Origin of the sequence: Ruegeria marisrubri (genome assembly GCF_001507595.1) — a bacterium.
GTDB classification, from domain to species: Bacteria; Pseudomonadota; Alphaproteobacteria; order Rhodobacterales; family Rhodobacteraceae; genus Ruegeria; species Ruegeria marisrubri.
The window spans coordinates 64,162-82,361 of record NZ_LQBQ01000003.1 but is presented as its reverse complement, the minus strand read 5'-3'; the positions used below and the strand labels follow the sequence as shown (position 1 = coordinate 82,361).

At 59.3% G+C, this 18,200-nt stretch carries 15 protein-coding genes and 1 pseudogene; 7 read left to right on the top strand and 9 right to left on the bottom strand.

Annotation, left to right across the window (positions count from 1 at the left end):
• Window positions 1–42: 42 nt before the first annotated feature.
• A pseudogene (locus AVO45_RS05435) lies at window positions 43–225 on the bottom strand (IS5/IS1182 family transposase); the annotation flags it as partial.
• A 419-nt stretch (window positions 226–644) separates the two neighbouring features.
• Here AVO45_RS05435 and AVO45_RS05430 point away from each other — a divergent pair.
• The 4 genes from AVO45_RS05430 to AVO45_RS05415 all read left to right on the top strand — a co-directional run bounded on the left by AVO45_RS05430 (window position 645) and on the right by AVO45_RS05415 (window position 7,267).
• Window positions 645–1,691, top strand: coding sequence for a TRAP transporter substrate-binding protein (locus AVO45_RS05430; RefSeq protein WP_082688675.1), 1,047 nt, complete (start codon window positions 645–647; stop codon window positions 1,689–1,691).
• Window positions 1,692–1,766: 75 nt separating this feature from the next.
• Window positions 1,767–2,333: a TRAP transporter small permease subunit gene (locus AVO45_RS05425; protein ID WP_068344926.1), complete on the top strand. Its 567-nt coding sequence runs from the start codon at window positions 1,767–1,769 to the stop codon at window positions 2,331–2,333.
• A 9-nt stretch (window positions 2,334–2,342) separates the two neighbouring features.
• A complete protein-coding gene (locus tag AVO45_RS05420) occupies window positions 2,343–3,710 on the top strand; it encodes a TRAP transporter large permease (protein WP_068344925.1) in 1,368 nt (455 codons plus the stop codon).
• A gap of 98 nt (window positions 3,711–3,808) precedes the next feature.
• On the top strand, window positions 3,809–7,267 hold the full coding sequence (locus AVO45_RS05415) for an indolepyruvate ferredoxin oxidoreductase family protein (RefSeq protein WP_068344924.1): 3,459 nt from the start codon (window positions 3,809–3,811) through the stop codon (window positions 7,265–7,267).
• 82 nt (window positions 7,268–7,349) lie between these two features.
• Here the strand turns inward: AVO45_RS05415 and AVO45_RS05410 are convergent, their stop codons facing one another.
• Window positions 7,350–8,111, bottom strand: a complete 762-nt coding sequence (locus AVO45_RS05410) for an HpcH/HpaI aldolase family protein (RefSeq protein WP_068344923.1) — start codon at window positions 8,109–8,111, stop codon at window positions 7,350–7,352.
• 261 nt (window positions 8,112–8,372) lie between these two features.
• On the opposite strand from AVO45_RS05410, the gene AVO45_RS05405 reads away from it, so the two are divergent.
• From AVO45_RS05405 to AVO45_RS05395, 3 genes are all read left to right on the top strand, one after another.
• A complete protein-coding gene (locus AVO45_RS05405) occupies window positions 8,373–9,296 on the top strand; it encodes a LysR family transcriptional regulator (RefSeq protein WP_068344922.1) in 924 nt (307 codons plus the stop codon).
• Window positions 9,297–9,413: 117 nt separating this feature from the next.
• A complete protein-coding gene (locus AVO45_RS05400) occupies window positions 9,414–10,622 on the top strand; it encodes a CaiB/BaiF CoA transferase family protein (RefSeq protein ID WP_068344921.1) in 1,209 nt (402 codons plus the stop codon).
• Between the two features lie 238 nt (window positions 10,623–10,860).
• Window positions 10,861–12,015: a glycoside hydrolase family protein gene (locus AVO45_RS05395; protein ID WP_068344920.1), complete on the top strand. Its 1,155-nt coding sequence runs from the start codon at window positions 10,861–10,863 to the stop codon at window positions 12,013–12,015.
• A 73-nt stretch (window positions 12,016–12,088) separates the two neighbouring features.
• On the opposite strand, the gene AVO45_RS05390 is transcribed toward AVO45_RS05395, so the two are convergent.
• From AVO45_RS05390 to AVO45_RS05360, 7 genes are all read right to left on the bottom strand, one after another.
• On the bottom strand, window positions 12,089–13,381 hold the full coding sequence (locus tag AVO45_RS05390; RefSeq protein ID WP_157770105.1) for a carbohydrate porin: 1,293 nt from the start codon (window positions 13,379–13,381) through the stop codon (window positions 12,089–12,091).
• 57 nt (window positions 13,382–13,438) lie between these two features.
• On the bottom strand, window positions 13,439–14,194 hold the full coding sequence (locus AVO45_RS05385; protein WP_068344918.1) for an enoyl-CoA hydratase/isomerase family protein: 756 nt from the start codon (window positions 14,192–14,194) through the stop codon (window positions 13,439–13,441).
• A 57-nt stretch (window positions 14,195–14,251) separates the two neighbouring features.
• On the bottom strand, window positions 14,252–15,028 hold the full coding sequence (locus AVO45_RS05380) for an enoyl-CoA hydratase-related protein (RefSeq protein ID WP_068344917.1): 777 nt from the start codon (window positions 15,026–15,028) through the stop codon (window positions 14,252–14,254).
• Window positions 15,029–15,062: 34 nt separating this feature from the next.
• A complete protein-coding gene (locus tag AVO45_RS05375) occupies window positions 15,063–15,695 on the bottom strand; it encodes a MarC family protein (protein ID WP_068344916.1) in 633 nt (210 codons plus the stop codon).
• 2 nt (window positions 15,696–15,697) lie between these two features.
• Window positions 15,698–15,970, bottom strand: coding sequence for a hypothetical protein (locus AVO45_RS19660; protein WP_068344915.1), 273 nt, complete (start codon window positions 15,968–15,970; stop codon window positions 15,698–15,700).
• A gap of 70 nt (window positions 15,971–16,040) precedes the next feature.
• Complete coding sequence (locus tag AVO45_RS05365) at window positions 16,041–17,633, bottom strand: AMP-binding protein (RefSeq protein WP_157770103.1); 1,593 nt, start codon at window positions 17,631–17,633, stop codon at window positions 16,041–16,043.
• A 26-nt stretch (window positions 17,634–17,659) separates the two neighbouring features.
• A complete protein-coding gene (locus tag AVO45_RS05360) occupies window positions 17,660–18,115 on the bottom strand; it encodes a MaoC/PaaZ C-terminal domain-containing protein (RefSeq protein ID WP_068344913.1) in 456 nt (151 codons plus the stop codon).
• Window positions 18,116–18,200: the final 85 nt, after the last annotated feature.

Genomic DNA, 18,200 nt, shown 5'->3' with positions numbered 1-18,200 from the left:
TTCGCCAGAGCGGTCATTGGAGACTAGTGTCAGGATTCCTAACTAGGACATGACGATGGCCGCGAGGGTGCAGGCTGAGAGGACGACCTCGGGGCATCTGTCATAGCGGACGGCGACCCGCCGCCAATCTTTGAGGCGAGCGAACCTGTTTTCGATCTTGTGGCGCTGCCGATAGCACGTTTCATCGTGTGAGATCGCGACCTTACGGCCTTTGCGCGATGGGATAGATGTCACATTGCAATGGTAAAACGGGAGTCGCGCCTCAAGCCTCAAACTGAACCAAAGCATGTCCTCTTCCTGGGTTCACTTCCGGTTTCATTCAAAGAACTGACATGCACGTAGCTCTCAGGGAGCGGCGACTATTAGTCTTGTTTATATTTTGACGCCAATGCTTCCAATTTTACTGGACGCGTGCGGGCACATAATATGTTGCCGAGCCTCAGGAGGAGATACTGGGCCTTCGAGACATTGAGGTAGAGGGGGAGTTCATGACTGATCGTGCGAAGGCGGTGGACCTTTTGTGTCAGCGCGTCCTTTCAACCCGCGAACCGACTGGCGAAACATGCCGAATGATGGCGCCCGCCACCTCTCGAATCCAATAGTGCCCTCACACGCTTGAATCCAATGATGACAAGGAGGACATCATGAATTTTAAGTATCTCGCAATAACAGCCGCAGCGGCTGCAATACTAACCTGCACCTCAGCTGTTGCCGGTGAAAAATGGCGCGTCCCGCTGGCGGTTCCGTCCAACCTGCCAGGCTTTGGCGAAGGCATTCGCGACCTTGAGCACACGATGGGGGACCTGACCGGAGACGACATCCAGATCAAGATGTTCGAACCCGGCGAAATCGTCCCGCCGTTTTCGGTTCTCGATGCCGTGGCCGAAGGCAAGGTGCCAGCGGGCCTGGCCGTGACAGCTTACTCCGCAGGTTCCTTCCCGGGCCTGTCGCTTCTGACCACCGGCTATCCCTTCGGGCTTGATACGCGCGGCATTGCCGGCTGGTATTATGTGGGCGGCGGCAAGGAAATAACCCAGAAGCTGCTGAACCAGGCCGGTGTGCACGGATTCATGTGCATTGCCACCGCTTCGGAAGCCGGTGGTTGGCATCGTGAACCCATCGAAACGGTCGATGATTTCAAAGGGCTGAATTTCCGCGTTGGCGGGATCGGCGGCGCGGTCCTGAACAAGCTGGGCGCTTCGACGACAACGCTGCCCTTCGGTGAATCCTTCTCGGCCCTCGAAAAAGGGGTCATCGACGGTGCCGAACTGTCGCTGCCATCCGTCGACAGCGTTCTCGGCGTTCAAAAGATTGCCAAGTACCTCTACTTCCCGGGGTGGCACACGCGCGCGGCTATGGCGCACTTCGTCGTGAACCTGGATGTGTGGAACGGGCTCACCGCCACGCAACAGGCCCAGATCGAGGACGCCTGCGACGCGGTTATGCTGAAGCACTTCGTCGTCACTGATTCTCTGCAAAGTGATGCGCTGAGAAAGATCGAGGAAGCCGGGGTCTCTCTCTTGACCTACCCCGATGACGTTCTCGCCGCATTGCGGACGGCGTCCGAAGAGGTGATGGCCGAGCAGAGCGCTGCGGACGAAGGGTTCAAAGAGGTCTATGAATCGATGCGGGCTTATCATGAAAGCCTCGGGACATGGATCAATCTGCGCACCGTTCCCGAAGCGAACTGATCGCCGAACCAGTAACAAAAATGGATGTCGGCCCCTCATCGGCCGACATCCCGCTTTCACCCAGGGAGAAAGTTCATGAGCCCCCCCGAAGCGACCGAAATCGGCGACGCCGGTCTGAAACTTGATGACAAGCTGCCCGCAACGGCGTTTTCGCGCTGGGCCGATCAACTTGTCATAAGGCTCGGGCTGTTGTCGTCAGCGGTCTGGGGTGTTCTTGTGCTGGCTATCCTGACCGGTGTTTTCCAACGACATCTCTTGTCGCAGGGCACCATCTTCATCGAGGAATTCCAATGGCACCTGTATGCCGTGGGCATCGCTTTCGCCATTGCCTTCTGCATGGCCAATGACAGCCATATCCGCGTCGACGTGCTCAGCCGCAACTTTTCGATGCGCCGTTCCGCGTGGGTAGAGAGCATCGGGATCGTGGTCCTTCTGCTGCCCTACGCGCTTTTCGTTCTGTGGAACGGAATACTCTTCGTCAATACAGCGTATCAGAGCGGCGAGGTTTCTCTTGCCCCGGACGGACTCGGGCATCGCTGGATCATCAAGAGTATGCTGCCGATTGCCTTTGGTCTGCTGACTCTTGCGTCGCTTTCGCGCCTGACCCGTTGCATCGCCTTCTTGCGCAACCCTGCAAACTAGAGACCCGCCATGACGCTCGCGCTCAATGATTACATGTCGATCCTGATGCTCGTGGCATTTGTCACGCTCATCTTCACCGGTTTTCCCGTGGCGTGGACGCTTGCCGGTCTGGCAATGGTCTTCACGCTAATGTCAGTGCTGATTTCCAGCTACACGACATGGCTGGACGACAGCTGGTACGTGATCGACTGGGCCTTTCTGACGTCGCTCACCGACCGGAACTGGGCCGTGATGGAAAGCTGGGTTCTGGTGGCGCTGCCGATGTTCATCTTCATGGGGCTGTTCCTGGACAAATCCGGAGTGGCGCGTGAACTGATGGAAAACTTCTCGCGCCTGTTGGGTCGGGTCAAAGGCGGCCTGGCCGTGTCCGTGGCGATCATTGGCATCCTGCTTGCGGCGTCGACGGGCATCATCGGCGCGTCGGTCGTGTTGCTGACATTGCTTGGCGTGCCGGTGATGCTTGAGGCGGGATATAACAAGTCCTTTGCCGTTGGCACGGCCTGCGCGGTGGGCACGCTGGGCATCCTGATTCCCCCTTCGATCATGCTCTTGCTGGTCGCCGACCGCATGGCAATCTCGGTGGGCGATCTGTTCATGGGTGCCGTTTTACCCGGCCTAATGCTGGGGCTTTTGTATGTCGTGTTCCTGCTGGTCTGGGCCCGGTTGCGCCCCGGTGCAGCGCCGAGCATGGATCATGTCGAGCCGATGGACCTCAAGGCCGTTCTTGGCGTGGTCTGGGCAATGCTGCCGCCGATCCTTTTGATTTTTGCCGTGCTGGGCTCGATCTTTTTCGGCATCGCAACGCCAACTGAAGCGTCGGGCGTCGGCGCCGCTGCGACTGCCTTGCTGGCCTTCATAAAAGGCCGGTTCAGCTGGTCGGTGCTGAAGGAAGTGTCGATCGACACCACCAAAACCACCGGGTTCATCTTTGCCATTGTGATGGGTGCGACGGCGTTTTCGCTGGTTTTCCGGGGGCTTGGCGGTGACGATCTGGTCAAGTCGGTGCTCAACGGATTGCCGCTTTCAACCTCGGGTATCGTAATCATGATCCTGTTCGTGACGTTTGTCCTGGGCTTCTTCCTCGACTGGTTGGAAATCACGCTGATCATCCTGCCGATGGTTGCCCCTGCGCTTGCCGATCTGGGGGTCGATCTGGTGTGGTTTGCGATCCTGTTTGCGGTCTGCCTGCAAACGTCCTTCATCACGCCGCCGGTTGGGCCTGCGCTGTTTTATGCCCAGGGCGTTGTGCCTCGCGAGATTACGTTGAGACACATTTACCGAGGCGTAATTCCGTTCGTGATCCTGCAATTGATCGCGCTTGCGCTCGTGTTCAACATCCCAGCACTGGCGACTTGGCTGCCCAGCGTGTCATACTGAGTCGCCCCTCAATCCTGCCCCCATTGTCCGCCGGTTAAAAAAGGCCGGTGGGTTACCCGCCTGCTCTGTTCCGACCCTTTTGTGAAAGGCCCCCTGCCATGACTGCCCATGTTCCCGCGAAACGGCTTGAAATGACGCTCGAAGACCGGCTGACCCAGAAAGAGGGCTGGGTTTACATGACGGGTATGCAGGCGTTGGTGCGGCTGCCGATCCAGCAGCGCAGGCGCGACGCGGCGGCGGGGCTGAACACGGGCGGCTATATCTCTGGCTATCGCGGCAGCCCGGTGGGCACCTATGACATGAGCCTGTGGCAGGCCGACGCGGCGTTGAAAGAGCATAATATCGTTTTCCAGCCGGGTCTGAACGAGGACATGGCCGCTACCGCCACATGGGGGTCGCAACTGGTCGGCGTGTTCCCCGGTGCCAAGGTCGATGGCGTGTTCTCGATCTGGTATGGCAAGGCGCCCGGGCTGGACCGGTCGATGGACCCGATCCGCCACGCCAACCTTGCCGGGACCAACCCCAAGGGCGGCTCGCTTCTGCTGGTCGGCGATGACCACGGCGCCAAATCCTCGACTTTGGCCTGCTATTCGGACCTGAACTTCGCCTCGCTCGGTGCACCGCTGCTGGCGCCTGCCAATGCGCAGGACGTGCTGGACATGGGCCTGCACGGCATCGCGATGAGCCGGTTCAGCGGCAGCCTCGTTGGCATGAAACTCGTTACTGACGTGGTCGAAGGCGGTGGTTCGGTCTTTGTCGCGCCCGACAGCCCAGCGATTGTCATGCCCGAAGGCAACCCGGCCGAAACCGCGATCAAACCCTTCACTCCGATTCCCGAACAGGAACGGCTCCTGTGGGACGTGAAGCTGAAGAAGGTGCTGGCCTATGCCCGCGCCAACAATCTGAACCAGATCAGCGGCCCAGACGGCGCTCGCATCGGTATCATTGCCGCTGGCAAGTCGTGGCAGGACCTGAACCAGTCGCTTGCCGGTCTGGGATACAAGGATGGCAATCTGGGCAACCTGCCCACGCGACTGTTGAAGGTCGGCATGGTCTGGCCCTTGGATGACGAAGCGGTCCGCGCCTTCGCCAAGGGGCTCGACACCATTATCGTCGTCGAAGAAAAGCGCCCTCTGCTGGAAGACCAGATCCGCGCGATCCTCTATGGTTCGGATCTTGCCCCGCGCATCGTCGGCAAGACCTTTGCCGGTCAGGCCTATGCCTCGGATTCCGCCGAATGCGCCTTTCCGGGTCACGGCGAGATCGACCCGAACATGATCACCCAAGTGCTGGTGCGGGTTGCCAATGAGACGGATGCAACTGCGGGTCTGTCCCTGCCCAACCCGCCCGAGACCCCGCCGGCGCTGGGCGCTGGCGCGGTGCGTCTGCCGTCCTTCTGTGCCGGGTGCCCGCATGGGCGATCGACGCAGGTGATCGACGGCAGCCGCGCGCTGGCCGGGATCGGCTGCCACACGATGGCGATGCTGCGCGATCCGATGAAAACCAACTCGGTCTCTCACATGGGCGGTGAGGGCGGCATGTGGCTGGGCCAGTTCCCGTTCACGGATGAAGCCCATGTCTTTGCCAATATGGGTGACGGCACCTATTTCCACTCGGGCCTCATGGCGATCCGCGCCGCCATCGCGGCCGGTGCGCCGATTACCTACAAGCTGTTGCACAATGGCTTTGTCTCGATGACCGGCGGGCAGCCGCATGATGGCGAGATCAGCCCCGAACAGATGGTCGAACAGTTGAAGGCCGAAGGCGTCGAGCGTATCGCGCTGGTCACTGACGAGACCGAAAAATTCGAGGGCAAGCCGTTTATCGGCGGTGGCGTCACGCTGCATCCCCGGACCGAGCTTGAGTTGGTGCAAAAAGAGCTGCGCGAACAGCCCGGCGTGACTGTCCTGATCTATGACCAGCCCTGCGCGACCGAGCGTCGGCGTCTGCGCAAGCGTGGCAAATGGGTGGACCCGGACAAGCGGGCCTTCATCAACCCCGCCGTCTGCGAGGGCTGCGGCGATTGTTCGACCGTCTCGGCCTGCATGGCGATTGAGCCTTTGGAGACCGAGTTCGGGCGCAAGCGCAAGATCAACCAATCCTCGTGCAACAAGGACTTTTCCTGTGTCGAGGGGTTCTGCCCGTCTTTCGTGACCGTGGCAGGCGCAAAACCCCGCAAGGCGCGTGCCTCGGACGCGGCGATCGACGTCAGCCACCTACCCGCCCCCACGCCGCGCGCGATTGACGGTTCATGGTCGATCCTAGTCTCGGGCATCGGCGGCGCCGGGGTGGTGACCGTGGGCCAGACACTGGCCGTGGCGGCTCATGCCGACGGGTATTTCTCGTCCAACCTGGACATCACTGGGTTGGCGCAGAAATACGGCGCGGTGCATTCCCATATCAAACTGGCTGTGTCGCCCGACGACATGCGCGCCACGCGGATTGCCGCTGGCGAGGCCGACGCGCTGATCGGCTGTGATCTTGTTGTCGCTGCAGGCGATGAGGCACTGTCGAAACTGACCCCCGGCAAATCGGTCGCCGTGACCGATACGACGGTGGTGCCGACCTCGGAGTTTTCCAAGAACCCCGATTGGCAACTGTCCGGCGAGGAGCAGTTGGAACGCCTGACCCGTGTCTTGGGCGATGCCGCACGCGGCATGGATGCGCAGCGTCTGGCGGAGAAGGTCATGGGAGACCGGGTCTTTGCCAACATGCTTTTGATGGGCGCCGCTTGGCAGCAAGGGGGCATCCCGCTTTCGCAAGAGGCGATCCACCGCGCCATCGAGTTGAACGGCGTGGCGGTCGACAAGAACAAACGCGCCTTTGACCTGGGCCGTCTCGCCATGGCCGACCCGCAGGCCGCGGCGAAGCTGGCGGGCGACGACGCGCCGATCCTTCTGGACGAGCGCCGCGAAACCCCGCTGGACGAGGCCATTGCCACCCGCGTCAAAGAACTGACCACCTATAAGGATGCCGCCTTTGCAAAGCGGTATTCTGACATGGTGGCGCGTATCAAAGATGCCGGACTGTCCGAGGCCGCGCAACGTGCCGTGGCGCGGGGCTATTACAAGCTGATGGCCGTCAAGGACGAATGGGAAGTGGCGCGGCTTTACACAAGGCCCGCGTTCAGACAGCAGCTTGAAGAGACCTTCGAAGGCGAGATGGACCTGACCTTCTATTTCGGCGCATGGCCCTATGGCGGCCGGGACGAGAAGACCGGCAAGATGGTCAAGGGTGCGGTCAAGGGCAAAACGGCCATGCGGTTCTTCAACCTGATGAACCGGATGCGCTTCCTGCGCGGCACGGCGCTGGACCCGTTCCGCAACAATGACGAGGCCAAGCTCGCCCGGAAACTGCTGGCCGACTACGAGGCCGACATCGACTTTGCGCTGGCCAACTGGTCCGACGCGACAGCGGACCCGCTGACCGAGCTTCTGGACCTGCCCGAACACATCCGCGGCTATGGTCACGTCCGCGAGCGCCACGCCGAAGCCGCCGACAAACGCCGCACCGAGTTGAAGGCGAAAGTCACCAATCCAACCGCAGACGCGGCATAAGCAAAACGGGAACAGGCCACCGACATGAAATCGGTGGCCTGTTTGCCATTTGGATGTTGTTTTTTCGCTAGCGGACCTTGAGTCAGCTCACCCAGGACTGCGATACGGCGGCCATTTGCTTGAGCCAAAGAATGTCGAGCCCGGCGATGATGCGGTAGCCCCGTTCCAAAAGGGCGTCTGCCTGAGCCTTGTCCATTGCCACCGACCCCAAAGGAATGGCGGCGTCATTTGCCGCGGCTTCCACCGTGGCAACCGCCTCTTGGAACTCCGGCGCGGTGAATTGACCGGGAAGATGCAAATCAACCGACAGATCAAACGGCGCAATCATCAGCGCGTCGATCCCCGGCACGGTGCATATTTCACGAATGTTCTCAACAGCTTCACGCGTTTCAATGAGCAGGCAGCATACGATACCGGCCTCTGCCGTTTCGGGATAGTCGACAAATCTGGTGCCCCAGCGGGAATGCGCGATGTAAGGTCCAAACCCCCGAATGCCAGTGGGCGGATAGGCCAGCGAGTTGCGGGCCATTTCAGCTTCTTCCGCAGTGTTGATCATGGGAAAGACGACGCCCTCCGCACCGAGGTCGAGAACCCTTTTAACCTGCGTGGCATCATTGCGCGATACGCGCACCAACGGGGCGCAGGCCGTCCCTGCCGTTGCCGCGATCATCGCATGTGCCGATGCCATGTCGATGGCCCCATGTTCGAAATCGATCACAACGGCGTCGCTGCCTGCGCTTGCCATGGTTTGTGGAATGATTGCGGACGGAATCGCGCACATATGAGCCGTGAGGCGGCGCGAAGGGTCAGCCAGCTTGGACTTGAAAGACATGTTCAGCGTCATGGGGTACCTAATAAATAGTGGATTGTCAGCACGTTGAAATCTGCGCGCTAACGGTGGGTCATCATAAAGCGTAAACGCAGTGCGCCTGTCCGCAAAATTGAGCTTGTTTCATTGCAATATCAATGTCGCTCATACGCCGGGCTCGTCAGGGGCTTGTGCCAGCGCCCGGTGTCCGAATATGGGGCTATTCTAAAAGCTGGTCCGCACCGGGCAACTTGAGCTAGTGTCAGGAAGGCGCTGGAAAAACGGGACCTACCATGTATGCGACTGAACGGTTTTGATCTTAACCAATTGATCTGTCTCGAAGCGCTGTTGCGTGATCAAAACGTGTCGCGGGTGGCGGACCGTCTGTGTCTGAGCCAATCGGCGGTGAGTTGGAACCTGGCGCAGTTGCGCGAGTATTTCGATGATCCGCTTCTGGTCAGGTCCGGACGGAATTTCGTTTTGACACCCTTTGCCAAAACGCTCATCAATCCCGTGACCGAGATTATCGGGCAGGCCCATGCGCTAACCGCCAAAAGCCCGCAAGGGATTTCTGAAACAACAGAGCGCAAGTTGAAGATCGTCACGTCGCACTATGCCGCCACCGTGGGGTTGGCTGAAGCGGTGCGCCAGTTTGGCGAGATCATGCCCAATGTCAGTTTTGAATTGTTTCCGATCACGTCGAACTCGAACCGGCTTCTGGCATTGGGCGAGATTGATCTGTTGTTGGCCGGTCATGCCTACAACGTGGGGGTGCCACCGAATGAAACACTGTTCGAAGACGGCATCGCCTGCCTTGCCTGCGCAGAAAACGGGCCTGCCGGGGACACGATCACGCGCGAGGAGTATTTGTCACGCAAGCATATCGTAATCCGGTATTTCGAAAGCTCTCTTGCGCTGGACGACGAGGATGTTCTGCGCCGCGAAGGATTTATGCGTGACCGCCACGTTACGATCTGGTCGCATTCCGTCCTTCCGCAACTCCTTATCGGAACCCAGTTGATTGCGACAATCTCCGAACGCGTGGCGGACACGATGACAAAGACCGAGCCCTTGAAGAAGCTGCCTTTTCCGTTTGACTATGAGAACCACAAATACAACGCTTACTGGCACAAAAGCCGAAATGGTGACGTGGTTCTGACGAGGTTCCTGGATCTGTTCCGAGAGATTTGCGCCCGACCCGCGATAAAGGGCCGAGCCTGACAGGCGCCCAACCATCGGTACTACTGATATATACCCAGCAAGACAACCAATTTTACTAATTTCACTGCCAGGCCGTAGACTTTCGCAAACGTATGACTGTGCGGAGTGAAATGGGCCATGCGCAAGATCCTGGAAGGCATCAAAGTGGTAGAGGTCGCGGCCATGGCCGCGGGGCCGTCGGCAGGCGTCATTCTTGCCGATTTCGGCGCCGAGGTGGTCAAGATCGAGCCGCCCTCAGGTGATCCTTGGCGCAATGGGCACCTGCTGCCCGGGATGCCCAAAAGCGAAACGCCCTATACCACCTTCATTCATAACCGCACCAAGAAGTCGGTCGCGCTGAACCTGAAGAAGCCCGAGGCGCAAGAGGTGTTGAACAAGATGGTCGAAACGGCCGACGTGTTCCTGACCAACTCGCCCATCCGGGTGGCCGAAGAGCTCAACCATGCCTATGAAGACATCCGGGCGATCAATCCGCGCATCATCTATGCGTCGGTAAACGGGTTCGGCTACAACGGGCCTGATCGGCACAATCCCGGGTTCGATATGACCTCATGGTTTGCCGAAACCGGCCTGATGGAAGAATTCCGCCCGCAGGATTCCGAGCCAGCGCGTCAACCGGTCGGACTGGGTGACATGAACACGGCAACGTCGCTTTATGCCGCGATTGCAACGGCATTGTTCCACCGCGAGCGGACGGGTGAAGGCACCAAGGTGTCCACGTCCCTGCTGGAAAACGGCATCTGGAGCAACGCAAGCATGGTTCAGCCGGCGCTGGTCAACGCGCCGCCCATGAAGAAATACAAGGCTGAAGAGTGGCCAAACCCATTGGCAGGAGCTTTCTATCGTACGCGTGATGGGCGCTATGTGATCATTGTCGAATTGAACCCGGCCAATTTCAGCAAGCTGGCCAAGGCGCTGGACGCTGGACATCTGACCGAGGATCCGCGTTTCGCGTCGCCGCAGCTTTGGATGAAGTACAATGCTGAGCTGATCGCCGAAATCCAGAAACTGATCGGTGAATTGGACACTGACGAGGTTGTTGCGCGGTTCCGGGCGGCAGGCACGAATTTCGGCCTCTGCAAGAGAACAAGCGAAGTCGTCTCGGACGAAAACGCGATTGCCAATGGTTGTTTTCCCGAAGTTGTAGGCACGGATGGTATTCGGACGGTCGCAAACCCCCTTCATATCGAAGGCGTGGAAACCGTTCCGCCGCAACTGCCCCCGGTCGTCGGGCAGGACAGTGCCGAACAGCTTATGGCGCTGGGATACAGCGACGCCGAAATCGCCGCACTGGTCGAAACCGGCGCCGTAGCACTGGCCCGATAATCAAGCCTTCCGCCCAACCCTTGTTTCAATAAATGCTTCGAGCCCATTTTGAACTCGATGTTGATTTTGCATGACAAATTTCCCCCGCGTGACTTTAAATGCGCGACCGCTATCAGTCCCGTTTATATAAAGGCGCCAATACTTCCAATTTTACTGAGGGTATGCGGATAGATTAAATGTTGAGGACCCCAGGAAGGAGACACCGGGTTTTCGAGACATTGAAGTAAGGGAGAAGATCATGGCTGATCGTGCCAAGGCGCTGGACCTGTTGTGTCAGCGCGTCCTTTCAACCCGCGAACAGATTGGCGATGCGTGGCCGCATAATGCCGAACCTGATACCGGCAAATGGAACACCGTGGAAACCGGCGACTGGGTCGATGGCCACTGGATCGACATGCTGCGCATGACCGGTGAACTGATGGAACGTCAGGATCTGATCGACGAAGCATTCGCCCGCACCGAGAAAGTCCGTTACAAGCTGGAACTGGACGATATGTTCCGCGGCCACCGCTTTTGCTATTCGGCGGCGCGCCTTTACGAGACCACCGGCGACCAGAACATGCGGACCCTTGCCTTGGCGGCAGCCTGGGCGATGCGTTCGAGCGCGAACCGTTTCAACGGTGCCATGCCCGTCGGCAAGGAATGTCAGGTCATGGGCGCGGTGGAGTTCGTGGACGAAGTCGTCAAGAACGCCCTGTCGCGCAACACAATCTGCGTGGACAACGTGCATCCGACCCTGATCTTGGATTGGTGGGCATGGAAAGAAACCGGCGACAAGACCTTCCTGGTGGGCGCCGAGCGTCAGTTCGACATCCTGGAAAAATACCTGATCCGCGAAGACGGGTCGACCCACGAAAACGTCATGATCAACTACGACACCGGCGAGTTCATGATGATGGTCCCGACCCTGCTGGGCTATTCCGACGACTCCTGCTGGGCACGTGGTCAGTCCTGGGCGATCGCCGGCAGCATGTGGGCCTATGAACATACGCGCAAGGCGCGTTATCTGGGCCTGATCGACAAACTGTTCGGCTATTGGTGGGACAAGGTCGGCCCCAAGGTTCCGAAATGGGATTTCGACGATCCCGATCCCAACGCGCCGCTCGACACGTCGGCTTCGGCCATTGTGGTTTCGGCCTTGTCACGCCTGGCCGTCCTCGATCCCCTGCCGGACGAGGTCAAGCCCTATGTCGACCGCCTCGAGCCGATGCTCGAGGAGCTGTGCAGCCATATGACCCCGTTCAACAGCCAAGATGATCGCCCGATGGGCATGCTGGTTGATGGCTGCATGAACGGCGTCAAAGGTGTTGCCGACCGGCACGAGCTGATCTGGGGCGACTTCTACCTGATGGAAGCGCTCTATTGCCTGGAAAAAGGCGGTCTTCCGGCCTGAACCATTTCGCAGGCTAAAAAACGGTCGCGGGGCGCAACGTCATTCGTTGCGCCCCGTTCTTTTGAAAACCACCCTAGAACGTAATCCGCGCACGCAATCCGAAAATCGCGATGAGATCTTTGCTCGGGTTCAAGGCCGGGTTGACGAGTAGCTGGAGGTTTGGCGTTATCTCCATGTTTTCCGCCAATTGAATGCGGTAAAATGTTTCGCCGGTCCACTGATCGCCAAGGGCGGCTCCGAATGTGTTTCTGTTCGGTCGTCCCCAGTTCACCCCGACGCCCAATAGGTTGCCGCCCGGATTTGGTTTGTAGCCAAACCCGGTGCTGACCGAAGCTTCATACAATCCGCCACCTTCATGCGCCCAGGCACCGCGCAGGAAGGCAAGCCACCGATCATCGAACACCTTTGAAGCCGAGACGTTGACGCCCCATCCCCCGGGTGCACCCGTCGCGGCGCTGTCGTCCATATGCCAAAGCGCGATATGAGCATTGTCGAGAAACAAGCGACGGCCGCCTTCGGTAAAGCCGACTTCGAGCGACTTGAACGTGTCGAAATCGTCGAAGAAGGTGTTGAAACCGTCGAACATCGCGGTCGGATCGGCGCTGGCATCCACGATGTTGCCCACGACATAGACGTTGTCGGTCACATAGCCGCCGACCATGACACCAAGCGCGCCATCCGGCAAAACGGCCATCGTGTTGGACCCGATCGAGAAAGCCAGGTTGTTGAAATGATTCCACGGGCTGGCCAGAGCATAGACGTTGAAATACTCTTTCACGTCAAGAAACCCGATGCGAAACACGCCGCGCCCGTCTGCGAAATATTGCTTCCAGTAAAGGGTTGTCCCTCGCCAGCCCTGGTCGTTGAAAACCGGTTGCGGTGTCCCGACATAGCCGAGTTGAGCACCAAACGCGAACGGTGCAACATCCGTGAAGGCATGGCGGTGCTCGAACTTGAATTCTAGGCTGCCGGTGTTGGGGCCGTCGCGGTTGGCCAGTGACCACGACCCGAAGAACCGCGCAATGCCACCTGCCGATGTATCATCGCCGAGACTGCTGGATGCACCAAACCCGACGGCGGTGTAGTCCGCCCCAAAACTCAGGCCAGTGCGCTCTTTTACCCCGGCTTTCCACGCCTCCCAGTTTTCAAGCAGGTTCTGGTTCAGAAGATCCTGTTTTTCCTCGGCGGTTTGCCGGTTGATGGATGCCGCTGAACTTGGCCCGTCCAACGGGTCTGCGCGAAATTCAGTCCAATTCGGCTGCGTCGCGTCCTGCGCCAGTCCCCCGATGGGCGCAATCGTCGCAAGTAAAGCCGCAGCCACGAACATTGCCGGTAGGGTGGTTGGAATACCGATGGCTAGTTTCATCTCAAATGACCTTTCCAGTGCCACCAAAACCATCCGGCAAACCCAGAACAGACTGGGCTATTGCGCCTTCCAATTCGGCGGACGTTTCTCGGTGAAGGCGCGACCGCCTTCCTTGGCGTCCTCGGTTTGCAGCAGCCAATCAAAGGCGTCTTTCTCAACCTTCACCGCTTCGTTCAGCGGCATGTCGAGGCCCTGCATGACCACTGACTTCATCTTTTGAACGGCCAGCGGTGCGGCTTTGACGATCTCACCCGCGATCTCTTCAGCTTTGGCCATCAGTGCGTCTGCGTCGACCACATGATTGACCAGCCCCAGGCGGTAGGCGTTCGCCGCATCAATGCGCCGGCCGGTGAAAAGCAACTCAAGCGCGGGCCCCAGCAGGATAGTCCTTGGCAACCTCTGGGTGCCGTGGCCTCCGGGGATCCAGCCCAGCTTGATCTCGCCAAAACCGAACTGAGCGGTGTCGGTGCAAACCCGGATGTCTGCGCCCAGCGCCTGCTCCAGCCCGCCGCCATTGCAATGGCCCTGAATGGCCGCGATCACCGGCTTGGTGAGGGTCAGAAGGCGCGGATACAGACGGTCCACGAAACCGTCGGATTCTGGCGAATTGACCCACTTGATGTCGGTGCCCACACAAAACGAACGCCCTTCGCCGCTGAGAATGCCGACTCGAAGCTCCGGGTCTGTCTCAAGCGCGTCCCAAGCGTCGGCAATGGCGTTATAAGTGTCACCGTCGCAGGCATTCATCACGTCCGGGCGATTGATGTGGACATGGACGATACCGTTCTTCTTGGAGACAATGACTTTATCCATCAACGTTCTCCCAATGTCGTCGCGCGGGGCGCCGTTATCCGCGGCGCCCCGCCATCCTCAGTAATTCTTGTAGGACGGTTTGCGCTTCTCGGCGAAGGCGGTCATGCCCTCTTCCTGGTCATGCGTGCTGAACAGCCCGTGGAACAGGCGGCGTTCCAGCTTCAGCCCGGGGATCAGCGGGGTCTCGGCCTGTGCGTTCACCGCTTCCTTGCCCGCCATGACCGCAAGACGCGGATTTCTTGCGATGGCCTCGGCCAGCTTGACCGCCTCGTCCAGATGCGTGTTGTCCTCGACCACTTTCGAGATCATGCCCATCTGTTCGGCTTCTTCGGCGGTGATGTTCTGGCCGCTCAGCACGTAATACATCGCCTTGGCCTTGCCCACCGCACGCGTGAGCCGCGCCGGGCCACCGGCACCGGGGATCACGCCCAGCGTCACCTCGGGCAGGCTGAAAAGGGCTGTGGTATCTGCGATGATGATGTCGCACATCAGCGAAATCTCGGTGCCGCCGCCAAAGGCAAAGCCGCGCACAGCCGCGATGACGGGTTTGCGCAGATGCGCGACTTGATCCATGTAGGCGCCCAGATCGGTGTGATAGGCGCTTTCGAAATCCTGACCCACGATCGCTTTCAGATCGGCCCCGGCGCAGAACGCCCGGTCACCGCCCGCCAGCACCATGCAACCGATGCTTGGGTCGGCATCAAAGGCCCGCAGCGCGTCGGTGACTTCTTCGGCCACCTCTTCGTTCAGCGCGTTCAGCGCCTCGGGACGGTTGAAGGTGACGATTCCGACGCTGCCTTTGCGTTCGGTGAGCATGTACTTGTAGTCGGACATTTTGAGCCTCCAAATGTGGCGATTTATTTGAACGTTAGCCGTTTAGTTCGACATCCGGGCTTGGGATCAGGCCAAGCCCATCAAAGCCGAAGATGATAAGCTGCACCGCGAGCGCACAGAGCAGCAGACCGACGATGCGCAAGAAGATCTTCAGAATGGCGGGCGGGATTTTGGTGAAGATCTTGTCGGCGGCCAGCAGAAAGCCGAGATTGATCGCCATCACCGCCAGGATCATCACCAGGAAGATCGCGCCGTCCCCGGTGCCCGCGAGCGTCCCCTCGATGGCCACGATGGCGACAAGGCCCTGCGGCGACGCCATGAGCGGCACGGCAAGCGGAAAGGTCGCCACATCGAGCGACGGGGCCGGCGGCGGACCGTCGGACGCCTGATCCTTGTCCTCACCGAGGATCAGGTTCAGCGCGAAGAGCAGAAGGATGATGCCTCCCGCGATCAGCAGCGCCTCCGTGCTGACCTTGAGACCCCCGAGAATGGCAGCCCCGACCAGTGCAAATATGATGCAGATGACCGTGGAGACGATCACTGTGCGAAAAGCAATGGCGCGCTTCAGCTCCGCATCGGCGGACTTCGTCAGCCCCAGATAGACCAGCGACGCCCGCACCGGGCCGATGGTCACGAAGAGAAGTACGAAAATATCTGTCCAAGCCATTTCTACTTTCCTTTTGATCGTTTTAGCCAGCCAGTGAACGTTCCAATCACGACACCAGCCACGAATGCTCCCGGCATTTTCAGCCATAAGGCACCACTGACGAGCTTGCCTTGGGGGTTGATGAGCGCAAACACGGTGGCCACTACCGCTGCGAAACCGATAAGCGTAGCACCCGCAGTCGTATCGCGCTTGTTGTTCGGATTTGCGACGAGGTGGGCGCCCACCGCTGCGGGAAGTCCAATAAGGACAATTGCGAGTGCCATGTTTACCAGCATGGGCGCCTCGTGCAGTCTGTCGGGTTCGTGGACCGCGTTGCCGCCATGACCAGTTCGTGCGGGCCCAGCATTACTCCGCCTCGATCTTGGGCAGCCGGACGCGCAGGTCTTTCTTCGCGATCCGGTCCAAGGTTGATCTTGGAAAATCTTCGACGATATGCACCGACCGGGGGATTTTGAAATCGGCCAGTCTTTTGCGGCATTGCGCGAGGATTCGGTTCTTGAGGTCCTCTGGGGCCAGGGCCTTGCCCGACTCGTTCACGCTGACAAAAGCCGCCGGGACGTCGCCCAGCATGTAATGTTTCTGGGCCACAACCGCACATTCCAGCACCAGGCCGGTGTCGTCTATCACGGTCTCGATCTCCAGTGCGGCGACGTTTTCCCCTCCGACCCGCAGCATGTCCTTGTCGCGGTTGACGAAGAACAACCACCCGTTTTCGTCCATGCGCACGATGTCGCCCGTATCGAGTGCGCCAGTCTCGTCATACGCTTCGGCGGTCTTTTCTGGTTGCTGGTAGTATTCCTTGAACAGCGACACGCCGGGTTCGCCACGCACATAGAGAATGCCCTCTTCGCCCGGGCTGGCCATCGACCCGTCCGGCTTGCGTATCTCGATGTCGTATTGCGGCAACGGGCGTCCCATGGTGCCCGCCGGTCCGGGGTGGTCGGCATCGGTCATGATAGCGGCGGTGCCAGTTTCCGTCATGCCCCAAAGCGCCATGGTGCGCGCGCCGAACTCGGCCTCTGCCTCGGGCAGTCGTGCCAGCCCGATCAGGGTATGCACCTTGTGGTCGGGCACAGGTCGTCCGCTCAGAGCCTTGAAGGCAAAGGGGATCATCGACACCCATGTCACGCCATGCACGGCGCAGGTATCCCAGAAGCGCGAGGCCGAGAAACGCGGGTGAACCACAACGGTGTTCCCTGCCCACAGCGCCGAAAAGAATGTCACCTGCGCGTTGGCATGAAACAGCGGCAGGTAGAGCAGCGTAACGTCATCGCGTTGCAGACGCAGGTTCATCGCAATCGTGCGCCCACCCCAAAGCGCGTTTGCATGGGTCCAGACCGTCGGTTTCGGGCGCGAGGTGGTGCCCGATGTAAACTGCACCGCGAAATTACGCATGTGATCGCTTGGCACTTCGGGCAGCGGGGAATCCGAAAACACGTCGGCCAACGGCGTCGCACCCAGAGCATCTGCATCAAAGTCTGACGCCGGGTCGCCGGTCACGATCATCGGGGTGTCCGGTCCGCACGCCTCGCGCACAAGCGCGGCCAGGGACGGTTGCGTGATCGCGCAGGCCGGTTTCATCAACTCGGCGAAATAATGGACGTTTTCGGCAACCGAGCGTGTGTTGGTCGTGACAGGAACCGCACCGACATAGGCGCAGCCCAGCCATGCGCCGAGGAACTCGGGCGCGTTGTCGTGATGCATCAGGACAAAATCGCCAACCCCGACGCCACGTTCATGCAAACCGGCGGCGAACCGCTTGGCTTCCCTTTGCATCTCGGCAAAGGTCCAGCGGCGTTCGGGCTGATCGAACGGCGCCCAGACGACGAAAGTCTTGTCCGGTTGCCGCTCGACCCATTGGTCGAGCAGCCACGGCACGCTCATCCCGTAAAAGGCGTCGCCCTTGGAGGCCGTCTTGGTATCGGACAATCGCGTCAAGGTGTCTTTCCTGTTTTGATTTGCGCTCACGGGTTTTTCTTTTTCACGTAGAGAACGTGTTCGGCATAAACGACGACCTCGTCCCGCTGGTTCAGCGTTTCCTTGGCTTCGATGATGAGGCCGTATTCCGGGTTTTTCGGGTGATCTTCCTTTGTTTTGACGGTCACGCGCACGCGGATCGTGTCACCGGCAAACACCAGGTTGGGATAGCGTATCTTGTTATAGCCGTAGGACATGCCGTTGGGGTTGATCCCGGTTTTCTGGATGCAGAGCCCGGTGCTGATCGAAAACGTCATGTTGCCGTGGGCGAAGGGTTTTTTGAAGGGCTGCGTCTTGCAGAACTCGGCATCCACGTGATGCGGCATGAAATCGCCCGAATGCATCGCGTGAAACACGATATCGGTTTCGGTTATCGTGCGGGCATCCGTTTCAAACGATTGGCAAATTTCAAAATCTTCAAAAAAATCATGTGCTTCCGACATAGGAGGCTCGTCCTTTCTCATAACGTTTCCGTTGCTGGCACTTATTCAGCAAAACCTGCGTAGGCAGAGAGTGACGACGCGCGCA